Below are 18,583 nucleotides of genomic sequence, written 5' to 3' on the forward strand. Positions count from 1 at the left end.
AAGGTCCCATGACGGCAAGAGGCGATGTGAAACCGGCAGCCCGGCGCGGCCAGTGGCAGACGGCCACTGACGTCCTCGCCCTCATCGCACGTCAGCCCGGCATTACCCGCGCAGCCGTGGCCCGCGAGCTCCGCTTGAGCACCAGTTCGACCACCGAGGTCACTGCCCGCCTCCGCGACCTCCACCTACTCACCGAGACCCCTGCCCCGACCCAAGGCCGCGGACGGCCGACGACCGTACTACGCCCGCATCCGCGGGGCCCGGTCGTACTCGCCATGGAACTACGCCAAGCAGGCTGGCGCAGCGCGGCAGCGACCCTCGACGGTGTACTACTCAACCAGCAGTCCACCCGCCACCGCAGCCGCCGGCCGGACGCAGTACTGGCTGCCCTCCGAGCAGGAGTCGACAGCGCCAAGGCCGAGTATGGGGATCGCCTACTAGCGGTCAGCCTGGCCGTAGCGGGCACCGTCCGCGAGGACCACCTCATGCAAGCCCCGACCCTCGGCTGGAACACCATCGACCTGAGCCCAGTAGTAGCGACCACTGGACTCCCCCTGCTCGTCGGCAACGACGCAACCCTCAGCGGCGTCGCCGAAGCACGCACTGGCGCCGCAGCAGGCGCAGGGACCGCTCTGCACCTCATCGTCGAGGTAGGCATCGGCGGCACCCTGATCATCGACGGCAGCCCGGCCAGCGGAGCCACGGGAGCCGGCGGCGAGTACGGACACATCCCCTTCGGCGACCGGCGCCGCACCTGCCCATGCGGCGCCCGCGGCTGCTGGGACCTGGAGATCGACGGACGGGCGCTGGCCGAGCACCTCCACGAGCCCCAACCCGACGACCCCTACAGCTACGCCGAGGCCGTACTTCAACGAACCACCGAAGCACCCGTACGCCGTGCCGTCGCCAAGGTGACCGCTGCGCTCGCTACCGGGATCGCCGGGCTCGTCAACGCCCACGACCCCGAGGTGGTGACGCTGGGCGGCCTGGCCGTCCCTCTCCGAGCTGCCGCCCCCACCGTCTTCGGCACTGCCTACTCGGACGGCCTGATGACCTTCCACCGTGCCAACCCACCCGCAGTGCTCGACTCGACCCACCAGCAAACCGGCGCCCTCCGAGGCGCCGCCGCCGTCGGCCTCGACGAGATCACCACCGAGACCGCCCTCGCCAACTGGGCTGACCGCACAATCCTCTGAAGTCTGATCGGATCAGGCAAGAGTCGAAGAGGATGGATCTACCGTCCCGATGGGCTGGAACGAAAGACTCCAGTCATGAACATCACCCACGGATTCCACGCCACCATGACCGCCCACCCCGGCAAGGCGGACGAGCTGATCGCCGCCCTGCTGACCGCCCCCAGCTTGCCCAATGACGACTGCGTCGTCTTCCTGGTAGGCCGCTCGGCCGGCACCCCCGACGTCGTCCACGTCACCGAAGGCTGGACCACCGAAGAGGCCCACACCCGCTTCTTCAACTCCGCCGAAGCCCAAGCCTTCACCGCCGGCATCCAGCAACTCGTCGCCGATTCGCACTACACCGACGAGATCCCCGTCGGCGGCAAGTCCGCGTTCTGATTCCTCCCTCAAGCCAAAGGACCTGAATGATGACGCTGCCGCGCCCTGCGCTCGACCCCGAACTGAGCGACCTCCTCACCACCATGCCGCTCACCACCACGCTCACTCCCGACCTGCTGGCCCAGATCCGGCAGTATCCGTCGACCCCGCCTGAGACCTTCTACGGCCGCCGTACCGTCCAACGCCGTGAGCTCACCATCCCCACCCCCGACGGCACCCACCTCCCACTCTCAATCTTCAGCCCGGCCGCCAGCGATGCCGCGGCGCCCTGCATCTACTGGCTGCATGGCGGTGGGATGGTGATGGGTGATCGGCTGTCGCAGATCGACATCCCGTTGGAGTGGCTCGAGGAGTTCGGCGCCGTCGTCGTCTCGATCGACTACCGCCTCGCCCCCGAGGCCAACGGCTCAACGCTCGTCGACGACTGCTACCTCGGCCTGCGATGGATCGCCGACCACGCCGACGAACTCGGCATCGATCCAACCCGCATCATCGTCGCCGGCACCAGTGCAGGCGGCGGCCTCGCAGCCGGCATCACCCTGATGGCCCGAGACCACCACGGCCCATCCATCGCCGCCCAGATTCTCATCTGCCCCATGCTCGACCACCGCAACACCACAGTCTCCAGCCATCAGTACGCCGGCGACCCCGGCATCTGGACCCGCGAGAAGAACCAGTTCGCCTGGCAGTCGGTGCTCGGCCAGGCCACCCCGAACCCCTACCTCTCCCCCGCCCTGGCCGACGACCTCTCCGGCCTCCCCGCCACCTACATCGACGCCGGCACCGCCGAAGTCTTCCGCGACGAAGACGTCACCTACGCAACCCGCATCTGGTCAGCCGGCGGCCAAGCCGCCCTCCACATCTGGCCTGGCGCCTTCCACGGCTTCGACGCCGTCTTCCCCCAGGCCCAGCTGTCACGAGAAGCCCGCCACACCAGAACCACCTGGCTAGCCCGCACCCTGGACCAGCTGTCGCCCGCCCGCAGCGCAGCTCCGCTAGTCAGCTAGCCCCTCAGCCAGCACAACCCAGCCGCCCCCGGACCAGCCCCGCCTGCCCGGCCGGACCCGGTCGGCTCGAGCGATTCGCTCGGTCCGGTCAGTCCCGCTCGGCCGCGCGCTGGTCCTCGATGTCGCTCGTCTCAGCAGGCGTACCGGACTCGACCTGAGCATCCTCACCGGACTCGCCCTCGACGACGGGATCGGCTTCGGCTGCGTCTTCGGTGACCTCGGGGTCGGGTTTCGGAGCGGGGATGATCGGGGGTTCGAGGACGGCGAGGATCTTGATGATGTCGTGGCGGTGGTGCTGGATCTCGTGGGCGGTGTGGCGGATGATCCAGCCGAGGGTGCGGGGCGCTCGTACCGGGTAGTTGTAGAGGCCGAGCTTGCCGAGCTGCGGCGGCGTCAGCACCCGTGCGGCCGCACCGAACTCACGCGCGAACCGCATCAGCGCGGCCGCCACCTCCATCGGGTCCTGGTCCTCGTACTTCTCCTGCTTGACCCGCCCGGTCCGATCCATCGGCGCGTACACCGGCCGGTCCTCGGCCAGGCACTGCGCGATCCGGAAGCGCTGCGTCTCCAGTACGTCGCGCACGTGGCAGGCGTACTCGATCGCCGACCAGACCTCCGGCTCCGGCCGCACCCGCACGACACCTGGGTCCTTGCTCGCAGCAGCCTTGGTCAACGCCATGCTGCTCTCGGCCGACTGCCGGATCAGCGTCGTCACCGTGCCCTGCAGGTCACCCGTGTCGTAGTTGAAGCCGCATTCGTCGCACAGTCCGTCCACCGGGGGGCGGCTCTTGGTCACTGATCACTCCTGTTTCGAAACTGCCACGCATGGTCCACCGGCCCGATCCCACCACCGAGCGCGAAACCGGCCGCCACCGCCCCACTGATGTAGTCCTTCGCGGCGCCGACCGCAGCCGGTACGTCGTACCCGCGGGCCAGGTACGACGCGATGGTGCTCGCCAGTGTGCACCCGGTCCCATGCGTGTGCCGGTTATCGGCACGCGGAGCACTGAACTCCATCCGTACGCCGTCCCCGTGCAGCACATCAACAGCCAGCGACCCGCTGTCGTGCCCGCCCTTCACCAGCACCCAGGACGCGCCGGCGTCGAGCAGTACCTTCGCCGCCAACTCCCGATCCTCGACACTCCGCAACTCGACCCCGGCCACCGGGCCCAGCTCGGTCAGATTGGGCGTGAGCACGGTCGCCAACGGCACGATCTCCTCCCGCACCGCCACCATCGCGTCCTCCGCCAGCAACGCGTCCCCATGCTTGGACACCGACACCGGATCGACAACCACCGGTACGCCGGCCGGCAACGTCCGCAACAACCCCGCCACCACCCGAACCATCCCCGCGGACGCCAGCATCCCCGTCTTCACCGCGTCCACCCCGATGTCATCCACCACACTCCGGAACTGCCCCACCACCTGCTCAGCCGGCAGCTCCCAAGCCCCCTGCACGCCGATGCTGTTCTGAGCCGTGATCGCAGTAACCACGCTCATCCCATGCACCCCGTTGGCCAGCATCGCCTTGAGGTCAGCCTGAATCCCCGCCCCACCCCCGGAGTCGGACCCGGCAATCGTCAGCACTCTGGGCGGGGCCGCATTCATGGCATCTCCTCGAACAGAACAACACGCAGCCCGCCCGCGCCTCGCGCCGGCAGGCGGCGCGTGGGGTGTGTGCAGCGCACGCTGTGTGCGGTGGTGGCGGGCATTGGCTAGCTCCGGAAGTGGGTGTGGCCGGTGGGGCCGGCGTACGGCTGGCCGTCGACGGTAACTGTGCCGGAGGGGTGGGTCTGGTTGCCTACGGCAACTGTGCCGATGACGGTCCAGGTATCGGGGACGTCGGCTGGTTCGAAAGTGGCGACCAGGGCGTGATCTTCGCCGCCTGTCAGGACGAAGGTCAGGGCGTCGGCGCCGGTCGCCGAGGCGACCGCCTGGAGTGGTTCGGGGATGGTCAACGCGGCTGAGCGGATGTCGATGAGAACCTCGCTGGCCACCGCGATGTGGGTGAGGTCGGCGAGCAGGCCGTCGCTGACATCGCACATGGAGGAGGCGCCGGCCAGGGCGGCTCGGACGCCTTCGGCGTACGGGGGTGCGGGGCGGCGGTGTGCTTCGACGACCGTTCGAGGGGAACGGAAACCACGGTTGAGGACGGCGAAGCCCGCCTCGGCCCACCCCAGTCGCCCAGCGACAGCGACCTCATCGCCGGGGCGCGCGCCTGAGCGTAGTACCGGAGAGCGGCCGTCGAGCGATCCGAAGGCGGTGACCGAGACGATGATCTTGTCCGACTGCACCGTGTCTCCACCCACGATGCTCACGCCGAGCAGCTCGCACTCGTCACCAAGCCCCTGCTGCAGCTCCAGCGCCCAGGCAGTCGGCAGATCGGCCGGCCCGCCGAAGCCGACCACGATCGAGGTCGGCCGCGCCCCCATCGCCACGATGTCGGCCAGATTCTGCGCGGCGGCCTTGCGCCCCACGTCGTACGCCGACGACCAGTCCTGGCGGAAGTGGCGGCCCTCCACCAGCAGGTCGGTCGTGATCACCATCCGGCCGTCCGGCACGGCCACCACGGCCGCGTCGTCGCCCGGTCCGACCAGGACGTCCTCACCTTGGGGAAGGCTCTTGGTGGCGGCTTCGATGAAGCCGAACTCACCCGTGCTTCCCAACGTCTCTGTCACGTCAACAGACCTCCCATATGCCAGGGGCGAGTCTAGGCGGTACGGTGACCAGGCAACGACGAGTACGCCGGACCCTTGCGCAGTACTGTGGTCCCGACCAGCTGAGGACGACTGAGTGGAGAACGACGTGGTGGTCCAGGCCTACATCCTGATCCAGACCGAGGTCGGCAAGGCGGCCGACGTCGCAGCGCAGATCGCCGAGGTCCAGGGCGTCACCCTGGCCGAGGACGTGACCGGTCCGTACGACGTGATCGTCCGTGCCGAGGCCCGCAACGTCGACGAACTGGGCAAGCTGGTCGTGGCCAAGGTGCAGAACGTGCCCGGTATCACCCGCACGCTGACGTGCCCCGTCGTCCACATCTGACCCCGATCGCCGCCGTACCCGGCCGGCGCGTCCGCCCACGAGTCGCGCTGGCCGCCATCACGGTCGGGCTCACCACGCTGACCGGCTGCTCCCCCGGGCCGGTCGAGATCGCCGTACCGTCACCCGCTCCGGAGGTGGCCGACGCCTGTACTGCGCTCATCCAGGCGATGCCCGCGAAGGTGCTCGACGCCAAACGCCGCAAGGCCGAGCCGGCGAGCGCCCTCACGACGGCATACGGGGACCCGGCGATCGAGGTGACCTGTGGCGTCGCCCCGCCGGCGGGGATGGCGCAGGCCCAGTCCCAGTGCTTCGAGGTCAACGGCGTCGGCTGGTACGCCGAACAGGTCACCAACGGCTACCTCTTCACAACGATCGGCCGCAAGGTCTACCTCGAACTGGCCGTCCCCGACAAGTACGCCCCCGAAGCCAACGCCCTCACCGACGTCTCCGACGCCGTCAAGGCCCACAACACGCTCATCACTCCCTGCACCTGAGCCCACGCGAAAGTTCCGTGCGAGTGCACGTCCGGTTCCTGTCGAGGGCATCGACGTAACTGGTGAGAGGCACCAGAGTTGGTGCCAGGAGACGGGAGACACCGATGAAATACATGATCCTCACCTACGCCTCGCAGCAGGACTACGACGGCATGGCCGGCAAGGACACCGGCAAACCGGCCTGGACGGGCGAGGACTTCGCCGCGATGGGCGCGTTCATGGAGAAGTTCAACGCCGACCTGGCCGAGTCGGGCGAACTCGTCGAGACGCGTGCGCTCGCCGCGCCCGTGCTGACGAGAAGGCTCGGCTCGAAGGGCGGCGCGTCCGTGGTGACCGACGGCCCGTACGCCGAGACCCAAGAAGTCCTGGCCGGCTACTGGATCGTCGAGTGCGAGAGCTTCGACCGGGCTACCGAGATCGCCGCGCGGCTGGCCGACACCCCCGCGCCGGAGTTCGTCCGGGCCACCGCGTACGCCGATATCCGGCCGATCGCGGAAGGCCAGGAGGACTTGGTCGGCTGATGGCCGAGCCGGTGCCGGAGGAGTTGCTGCGGGAACTGGCGCCGCAGGTCCTGGGGGCGCTCGTCCGGCGGTACGGGCACTTCGACACCGCGGAGGATGCCGTGCAGGAGGCCCTGCTGACGGCCGCGCGCCAGTGGCCGGAGCAGGGTCGCCCGGACAATCCGCGGGCCTGGCTGGTCACCGTCGCGTCCCGGCGGCTGACCGACTTGCTCCGGAGCGAGCAGGCGCGGCAGCGGCGGGAGGACACTGTCTCGCAGTGGGTGCTTCCCGATGACTGGCTCGCGCCGCCTGCGGACAAGCCGGTCGAGGCATCCGACGACACCTTGATCCTGCTTTTCCTCTGTTGCCATCCATCGCTGTCGCCAGCCTCGCAGATCGCGCTCACCCTGCGCGCGGTCGGCGGGCTGACAACGGCCGAGATCGCCCGTGCCTTTCTCGTTCCCGAGGCGACGATGACGCGGCGGATCACTCGGGCCAAGCAGAGCGTGAAGAACGCCGGGGCCCGCTTCTCGCTGCCACCGGACCGCGACGAGCGCCTGGAGGCCGTGCTGAAGGTCATCTACCTGATCTTCAACGAGGGCTACGCCAGTACTGCGGGGCCGCACCTGCAGCGGGTCGAGTTGGCGGCGGAAGGGATCCGGCTGGCCCGGATGGTGCATGCCTTGCTCCCCGACGACAGCGAGGTGACCGGTCTGCTCGCCCTGATGTTGCTCACCGACGCTCGGCGCCCGGCCAGGACGGGTGCGAACGGCGAGCTGATCCCGATGGCCGAGCAGGACCGCTCGCTCTGGCTCCGCGCCGGTCTTGACGAAGGTGTCGCGCTCATCACTGAAGCGCTGCCCCGCGGACCGGTCGGCGCCTATCAGCTGCAGGCTGCGATCGCTGCCGTTCACGGTGAGGCAGCGTCTTGGAGCGATACCGACTGGCCGCAGATCGTCGCGCTGTACGAGGTACTGCTCCAGCTGAGTGACAACCCGATGGTCGCGCTGAACCATGTTGTCGCGGTGGCGATGGCGCAAGGTCCGGAGCGTGGGCTGGAGTTGCTCGGCGAGATCGAGGGCGATGAGCGGATCGCCCACGATCACCGGCTCCATGCCGTGCGGGCGCATCTACTGGAGATGTCGGGCGACACGGTCGGCGCGCGGACGGCGTACGAGCTGGCGGCGACGCTGACCACCAGCGTGCCGCAGCAGCGCTACCTCAACGGGAAGGCCGCCGGAGCCGGTCCGGGGTGACGGTCCAGCCAGCGCGCGGGCGGGTCAGGTCGGCGCGGGGATGTGTTAGGTCGGCGCGGGGATGTGTTAGGTCGGCGCGCAGTCGCGTCAACGCGGCCCGCGCCTCCTCCCGCGCCGCCTCCGACGTCGGATGCGCGGAGTACCGGGCCTCGCGGTAGAGCCCAGCCAGCACGGCAAGCTCCGGAGCCGAAACACCCTCCACCGCAAGCACTCGCACGGTGAACTCAGCCGGAGTCTCCGCCTCGTCCCGCGGTACTCCGGCCGCTGCCGCGGCATCCTCCAAACCCACCCAGCAAGCGATCACGGCGTCGGCCGGCGTCCCCCGTTCAACCACCCGAAGCCCGCGCTCAACCGCCTCGGCCAACCGCTCAGCCTTGGTCGGCACGACCTTCTCCGCACGAGGCTTCTTCGAGCGAGGCGCGGTAGCGACCTGGTAGATCAACCGGATCAGCACCAGCGCGACCAGCGCCACCACGAGGTAAAGCAACGCGGTCCAGAACGGCCCCCACCACGACTCGATATCGCCACCGGTAGGCGGGCTGACGTCGACCGTCTTGCGTGGCGGATGTGGCTCGAGACTCCACTGGTTCTTCCGCCCGTCGAACGGCCGCACGCTGCCGGCCGCCGAAGCAACAACAACCAGCACCAGAACACCCGCCCCCAGTGCCAGTACCCCCGCCAGTACCCCAGCGCCTCGCCCCCGCGGCCTCATCCCCGAAGGCTAAGCACCCCACAGCCCATCTCACCCCGCTACGACCACCACCGACCTGAGGTGTGCCCTTCAGGGCAACCCTCAGCGCAGGCCGGTCGGCCTGGTCAGCGCAAGAGCGAGCAAACGATCGACAAGCTCCTTGTAGTCGACACCGGACGCCGCCCACACCTGCGGGAACATGCTCTTCGGCGTGAACCCCGGCATGGTGTTGATCTCGTTGATGATCACCCGCTGGTCCTCGTCGAGGAAGAAGTCGACCCGCGCCAGCCCCTCCGCCTCGATCGCGTCGAAGGCGGTCAGCGCCTGCGCCCGGATCTCGGCCGCGATCGCCTCAGGCAGGTCGGCCGGGATCGACAGCTCAGCGAACTCGTCGCCCTCCGGCAGGTACTTGGTCTCGAAGTCGTAGAACTCGTGCCCACCACCCGAGACCGCGATCTCACCGCACACACTCGCCGTCGGAGACGCACCGTCCAGCCCGCCCAGGACGCCGACCTCGATCTCGCGCGGGTGCTTGGCGGCCGCCTCGACGAGCACCTTCGGGTCATGCGCACGCGCCTCGGCGACCGCGTCGTCCAGCTCGTCCAGGCTGTTCACCTTGCTGATGCCCAGGCTCGAACCACCACGGGCCGGCTTCACGAACACCGGATACCCGAGCTTGTCGACGGCCGCACGGCAGGACTCCGGGTCGCGGCTCCAGTCGCGCTCGCGGATCACGACGTACGGCGTGACCTCGAGCCCGGCGGCCGCGAAGACGACCTTCATGTAGTGCTTGTCCATCCCGACGGCGCTGGCGAGCACGCCCGAGCCGACGTACCGGACGTCCGACATCTCCAGCAGGCCCTGGATCGTGCCGTCCTCGCCCCACGGCCCGTGCAGCAGCGGGAAGACGACGTCGACCTCACCGAGCGTGTTCGGCACCTCGCCCGGTTCGTGGACGACCAGTTCGCGGTCCCCGCTGAACACGACGGGCATCGCGGTCACGTCGACCTCGGGCAGCTTGCCGTCGGTGATCGACAGGTGCTCCGGGTCGCCGCTCTCCAGCACCCAGTGGCCGCTGGTGGTGATACCGACCGGTACGACGTCGTACTTGTCCCGGTCGATCACCTGCAGCACGTTGGCCGCGGTGATGCAGGAGATCGCGTGTTCGCTCGACCGCCCGCCGAAGACGACGGCGATCCGGGGCTTGCGTGTTTCGTTCGAGTACTGACTCACCGACTCGACGATAGCGCCAGCTCAGCGGTCCCAGGTGACGGGTAGGGCGGTCACGCCGTACACGAGGGTGTTGTCCTTGTACGTGATCTCTTCGAACGGGACGGCCAGCCGCAGGGTCGGGATGCGGGCGTACAGGCGGGTGTAGACCTCCTGCAGCTCGACCCGGGCAAGTTGTTGCCCAAGGCACTGATGTGCGCCGAAGCCGAAGGCCAGATGGCGGGAGGCCTTGCGGGCCAGGTCGATCCGGTCCGGGTCGGGGAAGATCTTCTCGTCCCGGTTGCCCGACTGGATCGCGGCGATCAGGTACTCGCCGGCCTTGATCGTCTCGTCGCCGATCTCGATGTCCTCCAGCACATGCCGGAACAGGCCGAACTGGATGACGGTCAGGTAGCGCAGCATCTCCTCCACGGCACTGGGCGCAAGCTCAGGGTCGGCGCGCAGGGCGTCGAGCTGCTCGGGGTCGCGGAGCAGGGCGAGGGTGCTCAGGCCGATCATGTTCGCGGTGGTCTCGTGGCCGGCGATCAGCAGGGTGACGGCGAGCGTGACGAGTTCGGGCACGGTCAGCGGCTTGCCCTGCTCCTCGGCCCGGGTGATCAGGCGGGACAGCAGGTCGTCCTCGCGGTTCTCGAGCTTGGCCAGCACGAGGGAGGCCATGTACTCGTTGATCTCGTCGCTGGCCCGCATGATCTCGTCCTCGGGCAGGTCGACGGAGACGAGGATCGCACTCCGGGCCTGGAACTCGCCGCGGTCGGCGTACGGGACACCGAGCAGTTCGCAGATCACCAGCGACGGGATCGGGAGCGCGAACGCCTGCACCAGGTCGACCGGTCCGTCGCTGGCGAGCATGGCGTCGATGTGCTCCTCGACCAGCTCGACGATCCGCGGCCGCAACGCCTGGACCCTGCGTACGGTGAACTCGCTGGTCAGCAGGCGGCGCAGGTACGCATGCCGCTCACCGTCGGTCTGCAGGATCGACCCCGACTCGACCTCCCGCTCCAGATCAGCCCCCGGTACCACGTGAGCCGACGGCGCGGACCTCGAGCTCAACCGTGCGTCGGGCAGCACTGCGCGCACATCGTCGTACCGGCTGACGAGCCAGGCGTCGACACCGGCGACGGTGGAGACCTTCGTCGGCCCGGCGCTCTCGCGCAGCTTGGCGAAATCGCCGGCCGGATCGAACGGACACCCGCTCGGCCGGGTTGACGGAAAGGACGTCTGGGCTGTCTCGGCGGTGTCGGTCATCGGCAGGATCCTCGCTTGGGGTTTGAACGGCGTAAGAATTTGGTAGTAACTACCATATGACTGCGCTAGTCATTTGAACTCAGCTGTCGGCGTGTTCGGATCCGTTACGCTGCCCGCACGTAACTAGCAAGGGGCACGGGTATGGGGCTTCGGGAGCTGAAGCGGGAACGCACCCGCCGGCTGATCTCGGACAAGGCGTTCGAACTGTTCACCGACCACGGCTTCGGCCGGACGACGGTCGAGCAGATCGCCGCGGCCGCGGAGGTCGGGCCGAGCACGCTCTACCGGTACTACCCGACCAAGGAGACGCTGGTCCTGGAGTTCGTCGAGGACAGCATGTTCGGGGCGCTGAACTGGTTCCGCGAACAGCCCGCCGAGCTGGACCTGCCGGACGGCCTGCAGAGCGTCATCGAGCTCGTGCTCGACCAGTTGGAGCGCAATCCCGACCGGGTCCGGGCCGTGTACGAGCTGGCCGGGCAGACGCCGTCGGTGAGCGCGCACCTGGCCGAGGTGACGTGGCGCTGGCGCAACGAGCTGACCGTGGAGCTGGCCGGGCGGCTTGCCGGCGACTCGGTGGAGTTCACGGCGGCGCTGGCTGCTGGTGCGGTCATGAACATCATCGAGGTCGTCGTGCAGACCTGGGTGGACAACCCGGACGGTACCGAGGTCAAGGACCTGGCGCACGAAGCGATGGGCCTGCTCCGCGGCGGTGGGATCCCGCTGCCTACAGTGCAGCCATGACGCCTGACGTGGACCGCTCAACCGACCCAGCCCCGTCAACCGACCCAGCCCTGTCGACTGCCCCGGCCTCGTCGACCGAGCTGCACCCGTCGACTGTTGTCGTCCACGCCGGCCGCCCTGCCCGGGTACCGGATGCACCGCTGGGCGAGTCACCGGTTTTCAGCTCGACGTACATCGCGGGCGGGGACCGGGGCTATGGGCGGTTCGACAACTCAGCGTGGGCTGCTTTGGAGCAGACGCTTGGGGCGCTCGAGGGTGGGCGTGGGCTGAGCTTCGCCTCCGGTATGGCGGCCGCGGCGGCTGTTTGCGACCTGGTCCCGGTTGGCGGGCGGGTGGTTGCGCCGCAGCACGCTTACAGCGGCGTACTGGCTCTGCTGGACCAGCAGGCGGCTACTGGACGGTTGACCGTCACACGGGTGTCGATCACTGATGCTGCGGCGGTGTCGGCGGCTGTGATCGGGGCGGACCTGCTGTGGATCGAGTCGCCGACCAACCCGGCCATGGAGGTCGCCGACATCCCACTGCTGGCCGCTGCCGGGCGGGCCGCCGGGGCGACGGTCGTCGTCGACAACACCTTCGCCACACCGCTCTTGCAGCAGCCGCTGTCGATGGGTGCCGACATCGTGATGCACTCGGCCACCAAGTTCATCGCTGGGCACTCGGACGTAGTACTGGGCGCTCTCGTCACCGCGTCCGGTGACCTCTGGACCGCGCTGGAGTCGCGCCGCCGAGGCTTGGGCGCGATCCCTGGCCCCATGGAAGCGTTCCTTGCCCTTCGCGGCCTCCGCACCCTGGCCCTGCGCCTGGAGCGAGCCCAATCCAACGCAGCCTTCCTAGCCGAGCGTCTGTTGGAGCACCCCCGAGTAAGCCGAGTCCGCTACCCCGGCCTCCCCGATGACCCCGGCCACGCTCTCGCCTCAACCCAGATGTCCGGCTTCGGCGCCATCCTCGCCATCGAACTCGGCGGCGACGCGGCCTACGCCCAGAAGGTCTGCGAATCCACCACCCTCTGGGTTCACGCCACCAGCCTAGGAGGCGTCGAATCCATGCTCGAACGCCGCCACCGCTGGCCCTCCGAAGCCCCCACCATCCCCCAAGACCTCATCCGCCTCTCAGTAGGCATAGAACACCCCACCGACCTCTGGACCGACCTCTCCCAAGCCCTCGGCTAATCCCCACGCGACCTCCACTTCCGCTCCTCGGTCGCTCCAGTCCGCCCGCTCCCACGGTCCCAGGCCCAAGGCTGCCCATCGCAGCGCGGGCGAGCGGGCACGGAGGTGGTTAGCGCTTCATCACCGACGCTGAGGCGACGGTGATGGCGCAGAGGGCTACGGGGAGGATGAAGGCGAGGTTCAGCGGCATCCAGTGGGCTAGGGCGCCGATGAGGGCGGGGCCGGCTAGGAGGCCTACGTAGCCTAGGCCTACTACCTTTGCCATCAGGGCTCCTGAGGCGCGGGGGTCTAGGTTGCCTGCTGCGGTGAAGAGTTGCGGGACTCCTCCGGAGAGGCCTAGGCCGAAGAGGGCCCAGCCGACCAGGGCTACCGGCACCCAGGGGACCACGATGACAGTCGTGAGACCGATGGCGGCCAGTAGGGCGCCGTAGCGGACGATGGCGGCCGGGCCGACGACAGCGGCAACTCGGTCCGTGCAGAAGCGGCCGACTGTCATGGCGACGGCGAAGGCGCCATACGCGTACGCCGCGGTGCTGGTCGACGTACCGAGGACGTCCCGGAATTGAAGGGCTGCCCAGTCATTGGCGACACCCTCAGCGAGCATCAAAGCGAACGCCAACGCGCCAAGCTTCCAAACCAGCTTGCGCGGTGGCGCAACCCGCTCGGGCTCGTCGGCGGCGGGCGAAGGCTCAGCGGGGGCCTCGATCAGGAAACGTCCGGCCAAGAGCGACACGACGATGACGACCACCCCGGACACGCTCAACGACACAGCAGTCGGTACGTCGGCCTTCAACGCCGCCGCCCCGATCAGCGCCGCGAAAGCGCCACCGATCGACCACATCGCATGGAACGCTGCCATGATCGGCCGCGGATAGGCCCGCTCGACAACCACCGCCTGCGAGTTCATCGCGACATCGATCGACCCGTTCCCGAAGCCGACCGCGAGCAACGCCAGCGCCAGCGTCCACCAGTTGGTCGCAAACCCCGGCGCGAACAACGACACACCGATCAGTACGCCGGCAGCCGGCACCAACCGCCGTTGCCCCAACCGGTCGGCCAGCGGCCCCGCCACCTGCATCCCGATGAACGCCGCGCCGCCCAAAACCAACAGCAACAACCCGAGCGTGCTGTGCGAGATCCCGGTCGCGTGCTCGACGTTCGGGATGTGCACGACCCACATCCCGACCGCGAAGCCGTTCAGCCCGAAGTAGATCCAAGTGGCCACCCGGGCCGCACGCGGTGGCGCGGCGGTGACGGTGTCGACGCTCAAGACAGCCCTTCCGAAGGGGAAGCAACCTCAACGAGTACTCCGCGCTGCGCGAGCAACGTGCGGGACTCCTCGGGCGCGGTGGAATCGGTGATGATCAGATCGGGACGGTCGGCCGGGCAGATGTACGCGAGCGCAGCCCGATCCCATTTGGCGCCGTCGGCCAGCACCATCGATCGCGTGGCCACCGCCATCGCCTGCTGCTTCACCTCGGCATCACCGAGATCGAAAGCGGTCATCCCAGCGTCAAGACTGAACGCACAAGGACTCAGCACTGCAACGTCGAACCGCAACGCCCGCAGTGAAGCCAGCGTGAGCGGCCCGACCATCGCCAACTCCCCCGGCCGGGGCTCACCACCAGGCATCAGCAGCCGCACCCTCGGCGCATCGATCAACTCCTGCGCCACATGCAGCGACAGCGGCATCACCGTCACCGCACGCTCGCGAAGCAGCTTGGCGACCTCGAGCGCCGTCGTACCACTGTCCAGCACGATCGTCTCGCCATCGCGAAGATGCTCGACCGCGGCCCGCGCGATCGCCTGCTTCGGCCCCAGGTCCGCGGTCACCCGCGCCGCGAACGGCGGCTCGACCCCGGTCGGCATCGCAGCGATCGCACCGCCGTGGACGCGCTTCAGCACACCCTGCGCCGCCAGGTAGTCGAGATCGCGCCGGACCGTCATGTCCGAGGCGCCCGTGGCCGTCACCAGTTCGGCAACACCGACCCGGGTGCCGGCCCTGAGACGCTCGACGATGACCCGCTGCCGTTCCGTACTCTTCACTGGGTAAAACTATCATCCACTTGTTCATTCAAACAACGAAGATGTTTGAATGGTGGGATCCCGATGTGAGGTTGACGCGCTGATGAGCGAACTCCGCCAGGCCCGGTACGCCGTCGCCGCGGTCTTCTGCGTGCACGGCTCGGTGACGGGGTCGTTCGCGACCCGGGTGCCGTGGATCCAGGACCACGCGTCGGTGAGCCCGGGTCAACTCGGCCTCGCGCTCGCGTTCCCGGCGATCGGCGCCTCGCTGTCGATGCCGCTCGCCGCGCGGATCAGTCACCGCTTCGGCAGCCGCGCCGCCCTGCGCGGGCTGCTGGCTCTCTGGACCCTTGCTCTCGTCCTGCCCTCGCTCGCGCCGAACCTCTTGACGCTGTGCGCCGCACTGTTCGTGTACGGGGCCACTGCGGGCATGGCCGACGTAGCGATGAACGCGATCGGCGTCGAGGTCGAGCAGCGGCTCGGCAAGTCGATCATGTCCGGCTTGCACGGCATGTGGAGCGTAGGAACGCTTGTTGGCTCCGGGATCGGCACATTGGCGGCCCACCTCGATGTAAGCGCCCAGGTACACCATGCGGTCGCTGCCTCGGTGCTGACAGTGGCCGGTGCTATCGCATGCCACTGGATGCTCAACCTGGTTCCGGCAGAGGACGAGGAGGCGCCACCACGGTTCGCCTTGCCGCCCAAGTCCGCATGGTTGATCGGTGCAGTGGGCTTCTGCGCAGTCTTCGCCGAGGGCGCGAGCCTGGACTGGTCTGCGGTCTACCTGCGCGACGTACTGACCACCTCCGCCGGTGTGGCCGCAGCCGCCACCACTGGCTTCGCACTGACGATGGCCGCCGCCCGGATCGCCGGTGATGCAGTAGTCGACCGCTGGGGCGCAGTACGGACGGTACGGATCAGCGGAGCCGTCGCCACGCTCGGCGGCGTACTAGTGGTGCTGGCCGGCCACCCACTGGTCGCTATAACCGGCTTTGGCCTGCTGGGCTTGGGCGTAGCGGTCGTAGTACCGCTCGCGTTCGCTGCAGCCGGTCGTACCGGCCCCAACGCCAGCCAGGCGATCGCCGGAGTCGCCACGGTCACCTACACCGCGGGCCTGATCGCCCCATCGGTCATCGGCGGCGTTGCCCAAGCCAGCAACCTCACTGTCTCCTTCATCCTGGTGACGCTGCTGGCAACGGGTATCGCCGTCTTCTCCGCCGTACTACGGCCTGCCGGCGTGCGGGACGCTCACCTCGACAGTTGAGACCAGCCCGGTACGGTCCGGGCTCAACATGTGCTCGAACCCACGCCACTGCGCGCTGAGCATGTACAGCGTGGTGCCGTCACGCCCACCGAGCATGCAGGAGAAGGCGCCTCGATCGAGGTCGACCGTCTCGAGCACCTCGCCGCCCTCCCGCACCCGGACGCAGCGCTGCGCGGGCACATCGGCGTACCAGACGGCGCCCTCCGCATCGAGGCAGATGCCGTCGGGATGACCGTCGGGGAGGTCGGCCCAGACGCGACGGTTGGCGAGGCTGCCATCAGAAGCGATGTCGAAGGCGGCCAGCCGGCACGCGTGCGACTCGGCGACGATCAGCGTCGAGTCGTCGGCCGTGATCGCCATCCCGTTCCCGAACCTGATGCCGTCAGCAACGGGTCGCGCCTTCCCGTCGGGTGTCACGACGACGACCACGCCGGGCTTGCCGAAGTCGTACCAGCCGCCGTTGACGAAGACGTTGCCGCGACTGTCGACGACGATCTCGTTGAACAGGTCGGCCAGCCCGCTCAGATCGGCGTACGGGACCAGCTCGTCGCCGCTCTGCCGCAACAGCGTCGCGTCGGCGATCACCAGCAAGGTGCCGTCGGGCGTCCAGTCGATCGAGAACGGGATCGTCTCCGGCGGCACGGTGACGACCACCTCGCGCTCACCGTCGCCGCCGATCGCGAGCACCTCACCGGTCCCCCAGTTCGCCAGCCACAGCCGCCCGTCGTGCCAGCGCGCCGATTCGCCGTACGCGAGGCCGTCCACCAGAATCCTTGTCATATCTCTGGTACGAAATCAGCCGGCTCGTTTCGACATCACCCGCGCCGGGCTGTGACGATCGCGTACTCATTGGAGACCTTGAAGGCGGCCGGATCCTCGTTGATCTCCTGTACTGCGGCCAGCAACCGCCGCTCCAACCCGGCCTGCAACTCGGCGCCGTCAGAACGCGAAGCCAACGCCTGCGCCGCACTCACCGCCATCGGATGCTGCGCCGACTTCTCCAGGTACTCCTCGGCCGAGGTCCCGGTGAGGTTCATCAACCGCCGCTCGACCTCCACCCCGAACCCGTACTTCCCGAACGCCGCCCGCAACGCGTCCTCGTCATGCCAGGCAAGCAGCTTGGGCGCATCCGGATCAGCCTTGGGAGCGCCGAACACCTCGGCCATGAACTTCCCCGCGGTGTTGTTGATCGCCATCATCGAGCCACCCGGAACCCATGAGGTCACCCGGATCAGCCCGTCCGGCCCCACCACCCGCGTCATCTCCGCGATCGCCGCGTCCGCATCCGGCGCGAAGATCACCGCAAAGACCGACAGCAACAGCTCTGCTTCACCATCCGCCACCGGAATCGAAGCCGCATCCCCGACAACGAACTCAGCCGACACCCCCCGCTCAGCTGCCCGCTTCCGCGCCACCTCCACCAACCGCGCCGCCGGATCAACCCCAGTCACCACCGCACCACGCTCAGCAGCCAGCAGCGCCGCGTTCCCCGTCCCGGTCCCCAGATCGACCACCCGCTTGCCGGCCAACGGCTCCGACATCCCCACCACAACCTCGGAGATCGGCAGCAACGCCTCCCCTGTCGGTTCGTACTGCCCCAAACCCCAGTCGAGCTCCACAGCCCACTCCCTCTACCCCGAAGACTTTGTCGGCTCCAGTAGACCACCACGCCCCGCACCCGCCTCGCACCCCAAACCGGCCTTGCAGTTGACACTGTGTGAAGCCGCAGAGTGAAAGGGCCATGATGAACATCGGAGAATTCGCCCGCCTCGGCGGCATCACCACCCGCATGCTGCGTCACTACGACGCCCTCGGCCTGCTCATCCCCGCCCACGTCGACCCCCACACGAGCCGCCGCTCGTACGACCTGGCGCAACTGCCGACACTCAACCGCCTGCTGGCCCTCAAAGGCCTTGGCCTGAGGCTGGACGAGATCGGCCCACTGCTGTCCGAAGGCGTCGACCCAGCTGACCTACACGGCATGCTCCGCCTACGCGAGGCCGAACTGGAACGTCAGGTACGCCGGCAACGGCACACGCTAGACCGGGTGCGGGCACCGGCCCGCAGCCCGGCGCGGCGGTGCGGGTGGTTGCCGGCTACGTGCTCTCAGGGCACCCAGTGCCCGGCCTCGACAGCCACGTGCTCCCCGCCACCGAGGTAGCCGCAGTCATCCACCGTGGGCCGATGAGCACCATCTCCACCGCGTACCAAGAGCTCGCGCGGTGGGCGGATTCCACCGGGCGAGCTCCTGGGACGTTCAGTTGGCGGGAGTACTACCTCGAAGCCGCCGGCGACGATCAGAGTGACTGGATCATCGAAGTACAGCTGGAAATCTGAGAGAA

At 68.5% G+C, this 18,583-nt stretch carries 22 protein-coding genes; 12 read left to right on the forward strand and 10 right to left on the reverse strand.

Annotated elements, in window-relative coordinates; all coding sequences use genetic code 11:
* The first annotated feature begins 8 nt into the window (after positions 1 to 8).
* From ABD116_RS00470 to ABD116_RS00480, 3 genes are all read left to right on the forward strand, one after another.
* Positions 9 to 1,196: an ROK family transcriptional regulator gene (locus ABD116_RS00470; RefSeq protein WP_343963546.1), complete on the forward strand. Its 1,188-nt coding sequence runs from the start codon at positions 9 to 11 to the stop codon at positions 1,194 to 1,196.
* Positions 1,197 to 1,271: 75 nt separating this feature from the next.
* Complete coding sequence (locus ABD116_RS00475; RefSeq protein ID WP_343963548.1) at positions 1,272 to 1,574, forward strand: putative quinol monooxygenase; 303 nt, start codon at positions 1,272 to 1,274, stop codon at positions 1,572 to 1,574.
* 29 nt (positions 1,575 to 1,603) lie between these two features.
* Complete coding sequence (locus tag ABD116_RS00480) at positions 1,604 to 2,581, forward strand: alpha/beta hydrolase (protein ID WP_343963550.1); 978 nt, start codon at positions 1,604 to 1,606, stop codon at positions 2,579 to 2,581.
* Between the two features lie 88 nt (positions 2,582 to 2,669).
* Here the strand turns inward: ABD116_RS00480 and ABD116_RS00485 are convergent, their stop codons facing one another.
* The 3 genes from ABD116_RS00485 to ABD116_RS00495 form a co-directional block, all read right to left on the reverse strand.
* On the reverse strand, positions 2,670 to 3,377 hold the full coding sequence (locus tag ABD116_RS00485; RefSeq protein WP_343963552.1) for a DinB family protein: 708 nt from the start codon (positions 3,375 to 3,377) through the stop codon (positions 2,670 to 2,672).
* A complete protein-coding gene (gene thiD / locus ABD116_RS00490; protein WP_343963554.1) occupies positions 3,374 to 4,189 on the reverse strand; it encodes a bifunctional hydroxymethylpyrimidine kinase/phosphomethylpyrimidine kinase in 816 nt (271 codons plus the stop codon). Before thiD ends, ABD116_RS00485 begins: the two co-directional genes overlap by 4 nt.
* A gap of 107 nt (positions 4,190 to 4,296) precedes the next feature.
* Complete coding sequence (locus tag ABD116_RS00495; RefSeq protein ID WP_343963556.1) at positions 4,297 to 5,259, reverse strand: thiamine-phosphate kinase; 963 nt, start codon at positions 5,257 to 5,259, stop codon at positions 4,297 to 4,299.
* A gap of 127 nt (positions 5,260 to 5,386) precedes the next feature.
* Here ABD116_RS00495 and ABD116_RS00500 point away from each other — a divergent pair, with 127 nt between their 5' ends.
* The 4 genes from ABD116_RS00500 to ABD116_RS00515 all read left to right on the forward strand — a co-directional run bounded on the left by ABD116_RS00500 (position 5,387) and on the right by ABD116_RS00515 (position 7,873).
* Positions 5,387 to 5,623, forward strand: a complete 237-nt coding sequence (locus ABD116_RS00500; protein WP_026163142.1) for an Lrp/AsnC family transcriptional regulator — start codon at positions 5,387 to 5,389, stop codon at positions 5,621 to 5,623.
* Positions 5,602 to 6,117: a DUF3515 domain-containing protein gene (locus ABD116_RS00505; protein ID WP_343963558.1), complete on the forward strand. Its 516-nt coding sequence runs from the start codon at positions 5,602 to 5,604 to the stop codon at positions 6,115 to 6,117. Before ABD116_RS00500 ends, ABD116_RS00505 begins: the two co-directional genes overlap by 22 nt.
* Before the next feature lie 104 nt (positions 6,118 to 6,221).
* On the forward strand, positions 6,222 to 6,638 hold the full coding sequence (locus tag ABD116_RS00510; protein ID WP_343963560.1) for a YciI family protein: 417 nt from the start codon (positions 6,222 to 6,224) through the stop codon (positions 6,636 to 6,638).
* On the forward strand, positions 6,638 to 7,873 hold the full coding sequence (locus tag ABD116_RS00515; RefSeq protein WP_343963562.1) for an RNA polymerase sigma factor: 1,236 nt from the start codon (positions 6,638 to 6,640) through the stop codon (positions 7,871 to 7,873). The genes ABD116_RS00510 and ABD116_RS00515 overlap by 1 nt, the downstream gene beginning before the upstream one ends.
* On the opposite strand, the gene ABD116_RS00520 is transcribed toward ABD116_RS00515, so the two are convergent.
* The 3 genes from ABD116_RS00520 to ABD116_RS00530 form a co-directional block, all read right to left on the reverse strand.
* Entirely contained in the window at positions 7,839 to 8,585 is a 747-nt protein-coding gene (locus ABD116_RS00520) for a DUF4129 domain-containing protein (RefSeq protein ID WP_343963564.1), read from the reverse strand. The genes ABD116_RS00515 and ABD116_RS00520 overlap by 35 nt on opposite strands.
* A gap of 81 nt (positions 8,586 to 8,666) precedes the next feature.
* Positions 8,667 to 9,797, reverse strand: coding sequence for a D-alanine--D-alanine ligase family protein (locus ABD116_RS00525; RefSeq protein WP_343963567.1), 1,131 nt, complete (start codon positions 9,795 to 9,797; stop codon positions 8,667 to 8,669).
* Between the two features lie 21 nt (positions 9,798 to 9,818).
* Positions 9,819 to 11,039 (reverse strand): cytochrome P450, encoded by a 1,221-nt coding sequence (locus ABD116_RS00530; RefSeq protein WP_343963569.1) that lies wholly within the window; start codon positions 11,037 to 11,039, stop codon positions 9,819 to 9,821.
* A gap of 141 nt (positions 11,040 to 11,180) precedes the next feature.
* Between ABD116_RS00530 and ABD116_RS00535 the strand changes: the two genes are divergently transcribed.
* Both ABD116_RS00535 and ABD116_RS00540 read left to right on the forward strand, forming a co-directional pair.
* Positions 11,181 to 11,780, forward strand: coding sequence for a TetR/AcrR family transcriptional regulator (locus ABD116_RS00535; protein WP_343963571.1), 600 nt, complete (start codon positions 11,181 to 11,183; stop codon positions 11,778 to 11,780).
* 140 nt (positions 11,781 to 11,920) lie between these two features.
* Positions 11,921 to 12,952 (forward strand): trans-sulfuration enzyme family protein, encoded by a 1,032-nt coding sequence (locus ABD116_RS00540; protein ID WP_343964219.1) that lies wholly within the window; start codon positions 11,921 to 11,923, stop codon positions 12,950 to 12,952.
* Positions 12,953 to 13,061: 109 nt separating this feature from the next.
* Here ABD116_RS00540 and ABD116_RS00545 read toward each other — a convergent pair whose 3' ends face one another.
* Together ABD116_RS00545 and ABD116_RS00550 are read right to left on the reverse strand one after the other, a co-directional pair.
* Complete coding sequence (locus tag ABD116_RS00545) at positions 13,062 to 14,222, reverse strand: MFS transporter (RefSeq protein ID WP_343963573.1); 1,161 nt, start codon at positions 14,220 to 14,222, stop codon at positions 13,062 to 13,064.
* Entirely contained in the window at positions 14,219 to 14,998 is a 780-nt protein-coding gene (locus ABD116_RS00550) for a DeoR/GlpR family DNA-binding transcription regulator (protein WP_343963575.1), read from the reverse strand. The genes ABD116_RS00545 and ABD116_RS00550 overlap by 4 nt, the downstream gene beginning before the upstream one ends.
* A gap of 82 nt (positions 14,999 to 15,080) precedes the next feature.
* Between ABD116_RS00550 and ABD116_RS00555 the strand changes: the two genes are divergently transcribed.
* Positions 15,081 to 16,241, forward strand: a complete 1,161-nt coding sequence (locus ABD116_RS00555; RefSeq protein ID WP_343963577.1) for an MFS transporter — start codon at positions 15,081 to 15,083, stop codon at positions 16,239 to 16,241.
* On the opposite strand, the gene ABD116_RS00560 is transcribed toward ABD116_RS00555, so the two are convergent.
* Both ABD116_RS00560 and ABD116_RS00565 read right to left on the reverse strand, forming a co-directional pair.
* The gene (locus ABD116_RS00560) at positions 16,200 to 17,006 is read right to left on the reverse strand and encodes an SMP-30/gluconolactonase/LRE family protein (protein WP_343963579.1); all 807 of its coding nucleotides are present in this window, start codon (positions 17,004 to 17,006) and stop codon (positions 16,200 to 16,202) included. The two genes, ABD116_RS00555 and ABD116_RS00560, sit on opposite strands and share 42 nt — an antisense overlap.
* A gap of 50 nt (positions 17,007 to 17,056) precedes the next feature.
* A complete protein-coding gene (locus ABD116_RS00565) occupies positions 17,057 to 17,860 on the reverse strand; it encodes a class I SAM-dependent methyltransferase (RefSeq protein WP_343963581.1) in 804 nt (267 codons plus the stop codon).
* 125 nt (positions 17,861 to 17,985) lie between these two features.
* On the opposite strand from ABD116_RS00565, the gene ABD116_RS00570 reads away from it, so the two are divergent.
* Together ABD116_RS00570 and ABD116_RS00575 are read left to right on the forward strand one after the other, a co-directional pair.
* Entirely contained in the window at positions 17,986 to 18,402 is a 417-nt protein-coding gene (locus ABD116_RS00570; protein ID WP_343963583.1) for a MerR family transcriptional regulator, read from the forward strand.
* Positions 18,360 to 18,578 carry a GyrI-like domain-containing protein gene (locus tag ABD116_RS00575; RefSeq protein WP_343963585.1) on the forward strand — a complete coding sequence of 73 codons (219 nt, stop codon included), beginning with the start codon at positions 18,360 to 18,362 and terminating at the stop codon, positions 18,576 to 18,578. The genes ABD116_RS00570 and ABD116_RS00575 overlap by 43 nt, the downstream gene beginning before the upstream one ends.
* Positions 18,579 to 18,583 lie beyond the last annotated feature (5 nt).

This window comes from Kribbella koreensis (genome assembly GCF_039525325.1).
Classification (GTDB): Bacteria; Actinomycetota; Actinomycetes; order Propionibacteriales; family Kribbellaceae; genus Kribbella; species Kribbella koreensis.

Coding starts and splice junctions, on each gene's coding strand:
- ABD116_RS00470 (WP_343963546.1), top strand. CDS start 9: ATGACGGCAAGAGGCGATGTGAAACCGGCAGCCCGGCGCGGCCAGTGG.
- ABD116_RS00475 (WP_343963548.1), top strand. CDS start 1,272: ATGAACATCACCCACGGATTCCACGCCACCATGACCGCCCACCCCGGC.
- ABD116_RS00480 (WP_343963550.1), top strand. CDS start 1,604: ATGACGCTGCCGCGCCCTGCGCTCGACCCCGAACTGAGCGACCTCCTC.
- thiD (WP_343963554.1), bottom strand. CDS start 4,189: ATGAATGCGGCCCCGCCCAGAGTGCTGACGATTGCCGGGTCCGACTCC.
- ABD116_RS00510 (WP_343963560.1), top strand. CDS start 6,222: ATGAAATACATGATCCTCACCTACGCCTCGCAGCAGGACTACGACGGC.
- ABD116_RS00515 (WP_343963562.1), top strand. CDS start 6,638: ATGGCCGAGCCGGTGCCGGAGGAGTTGCTGCGGGAACTGGCGCCGCAG.
- ABD116_RS00520 (WP_343963564.1), bottom strand. CDS start 8,585: ATGAGGCCGCGGGGGCGAGGCGCTGGGGTACTGGCGGGGGTACTGGCA.
- ABD116_RS00530 (WP_343963569.1), bottom strand. CDS start 11,039: ATGACCGACACCGCCGAGACAGCCCAGACGTCCTTTCCGTCAACCCGG.
- ABD116_RS00535 (WP_343963571.1), top strand. CDS start 11,181: ATGGGGCTTCGGGAGCTGAAGCGGGAACGCACCCGCCGGCTGATCTCG.
- ABD116_RS00555 (WP_343963577.1), top strand. CDS start 15,081: ATGAGCGAACTCCGCCAGGCCCGGTACGCCGTCGCCGCGGTCTTCTGC.
- ABD116_RS00570 (WP_343963583.1), top strand. CDS start 17,986: ATGAACATCGGAGAATTCGCCCGCCTCGGCGGCATCACCACCCGCATG.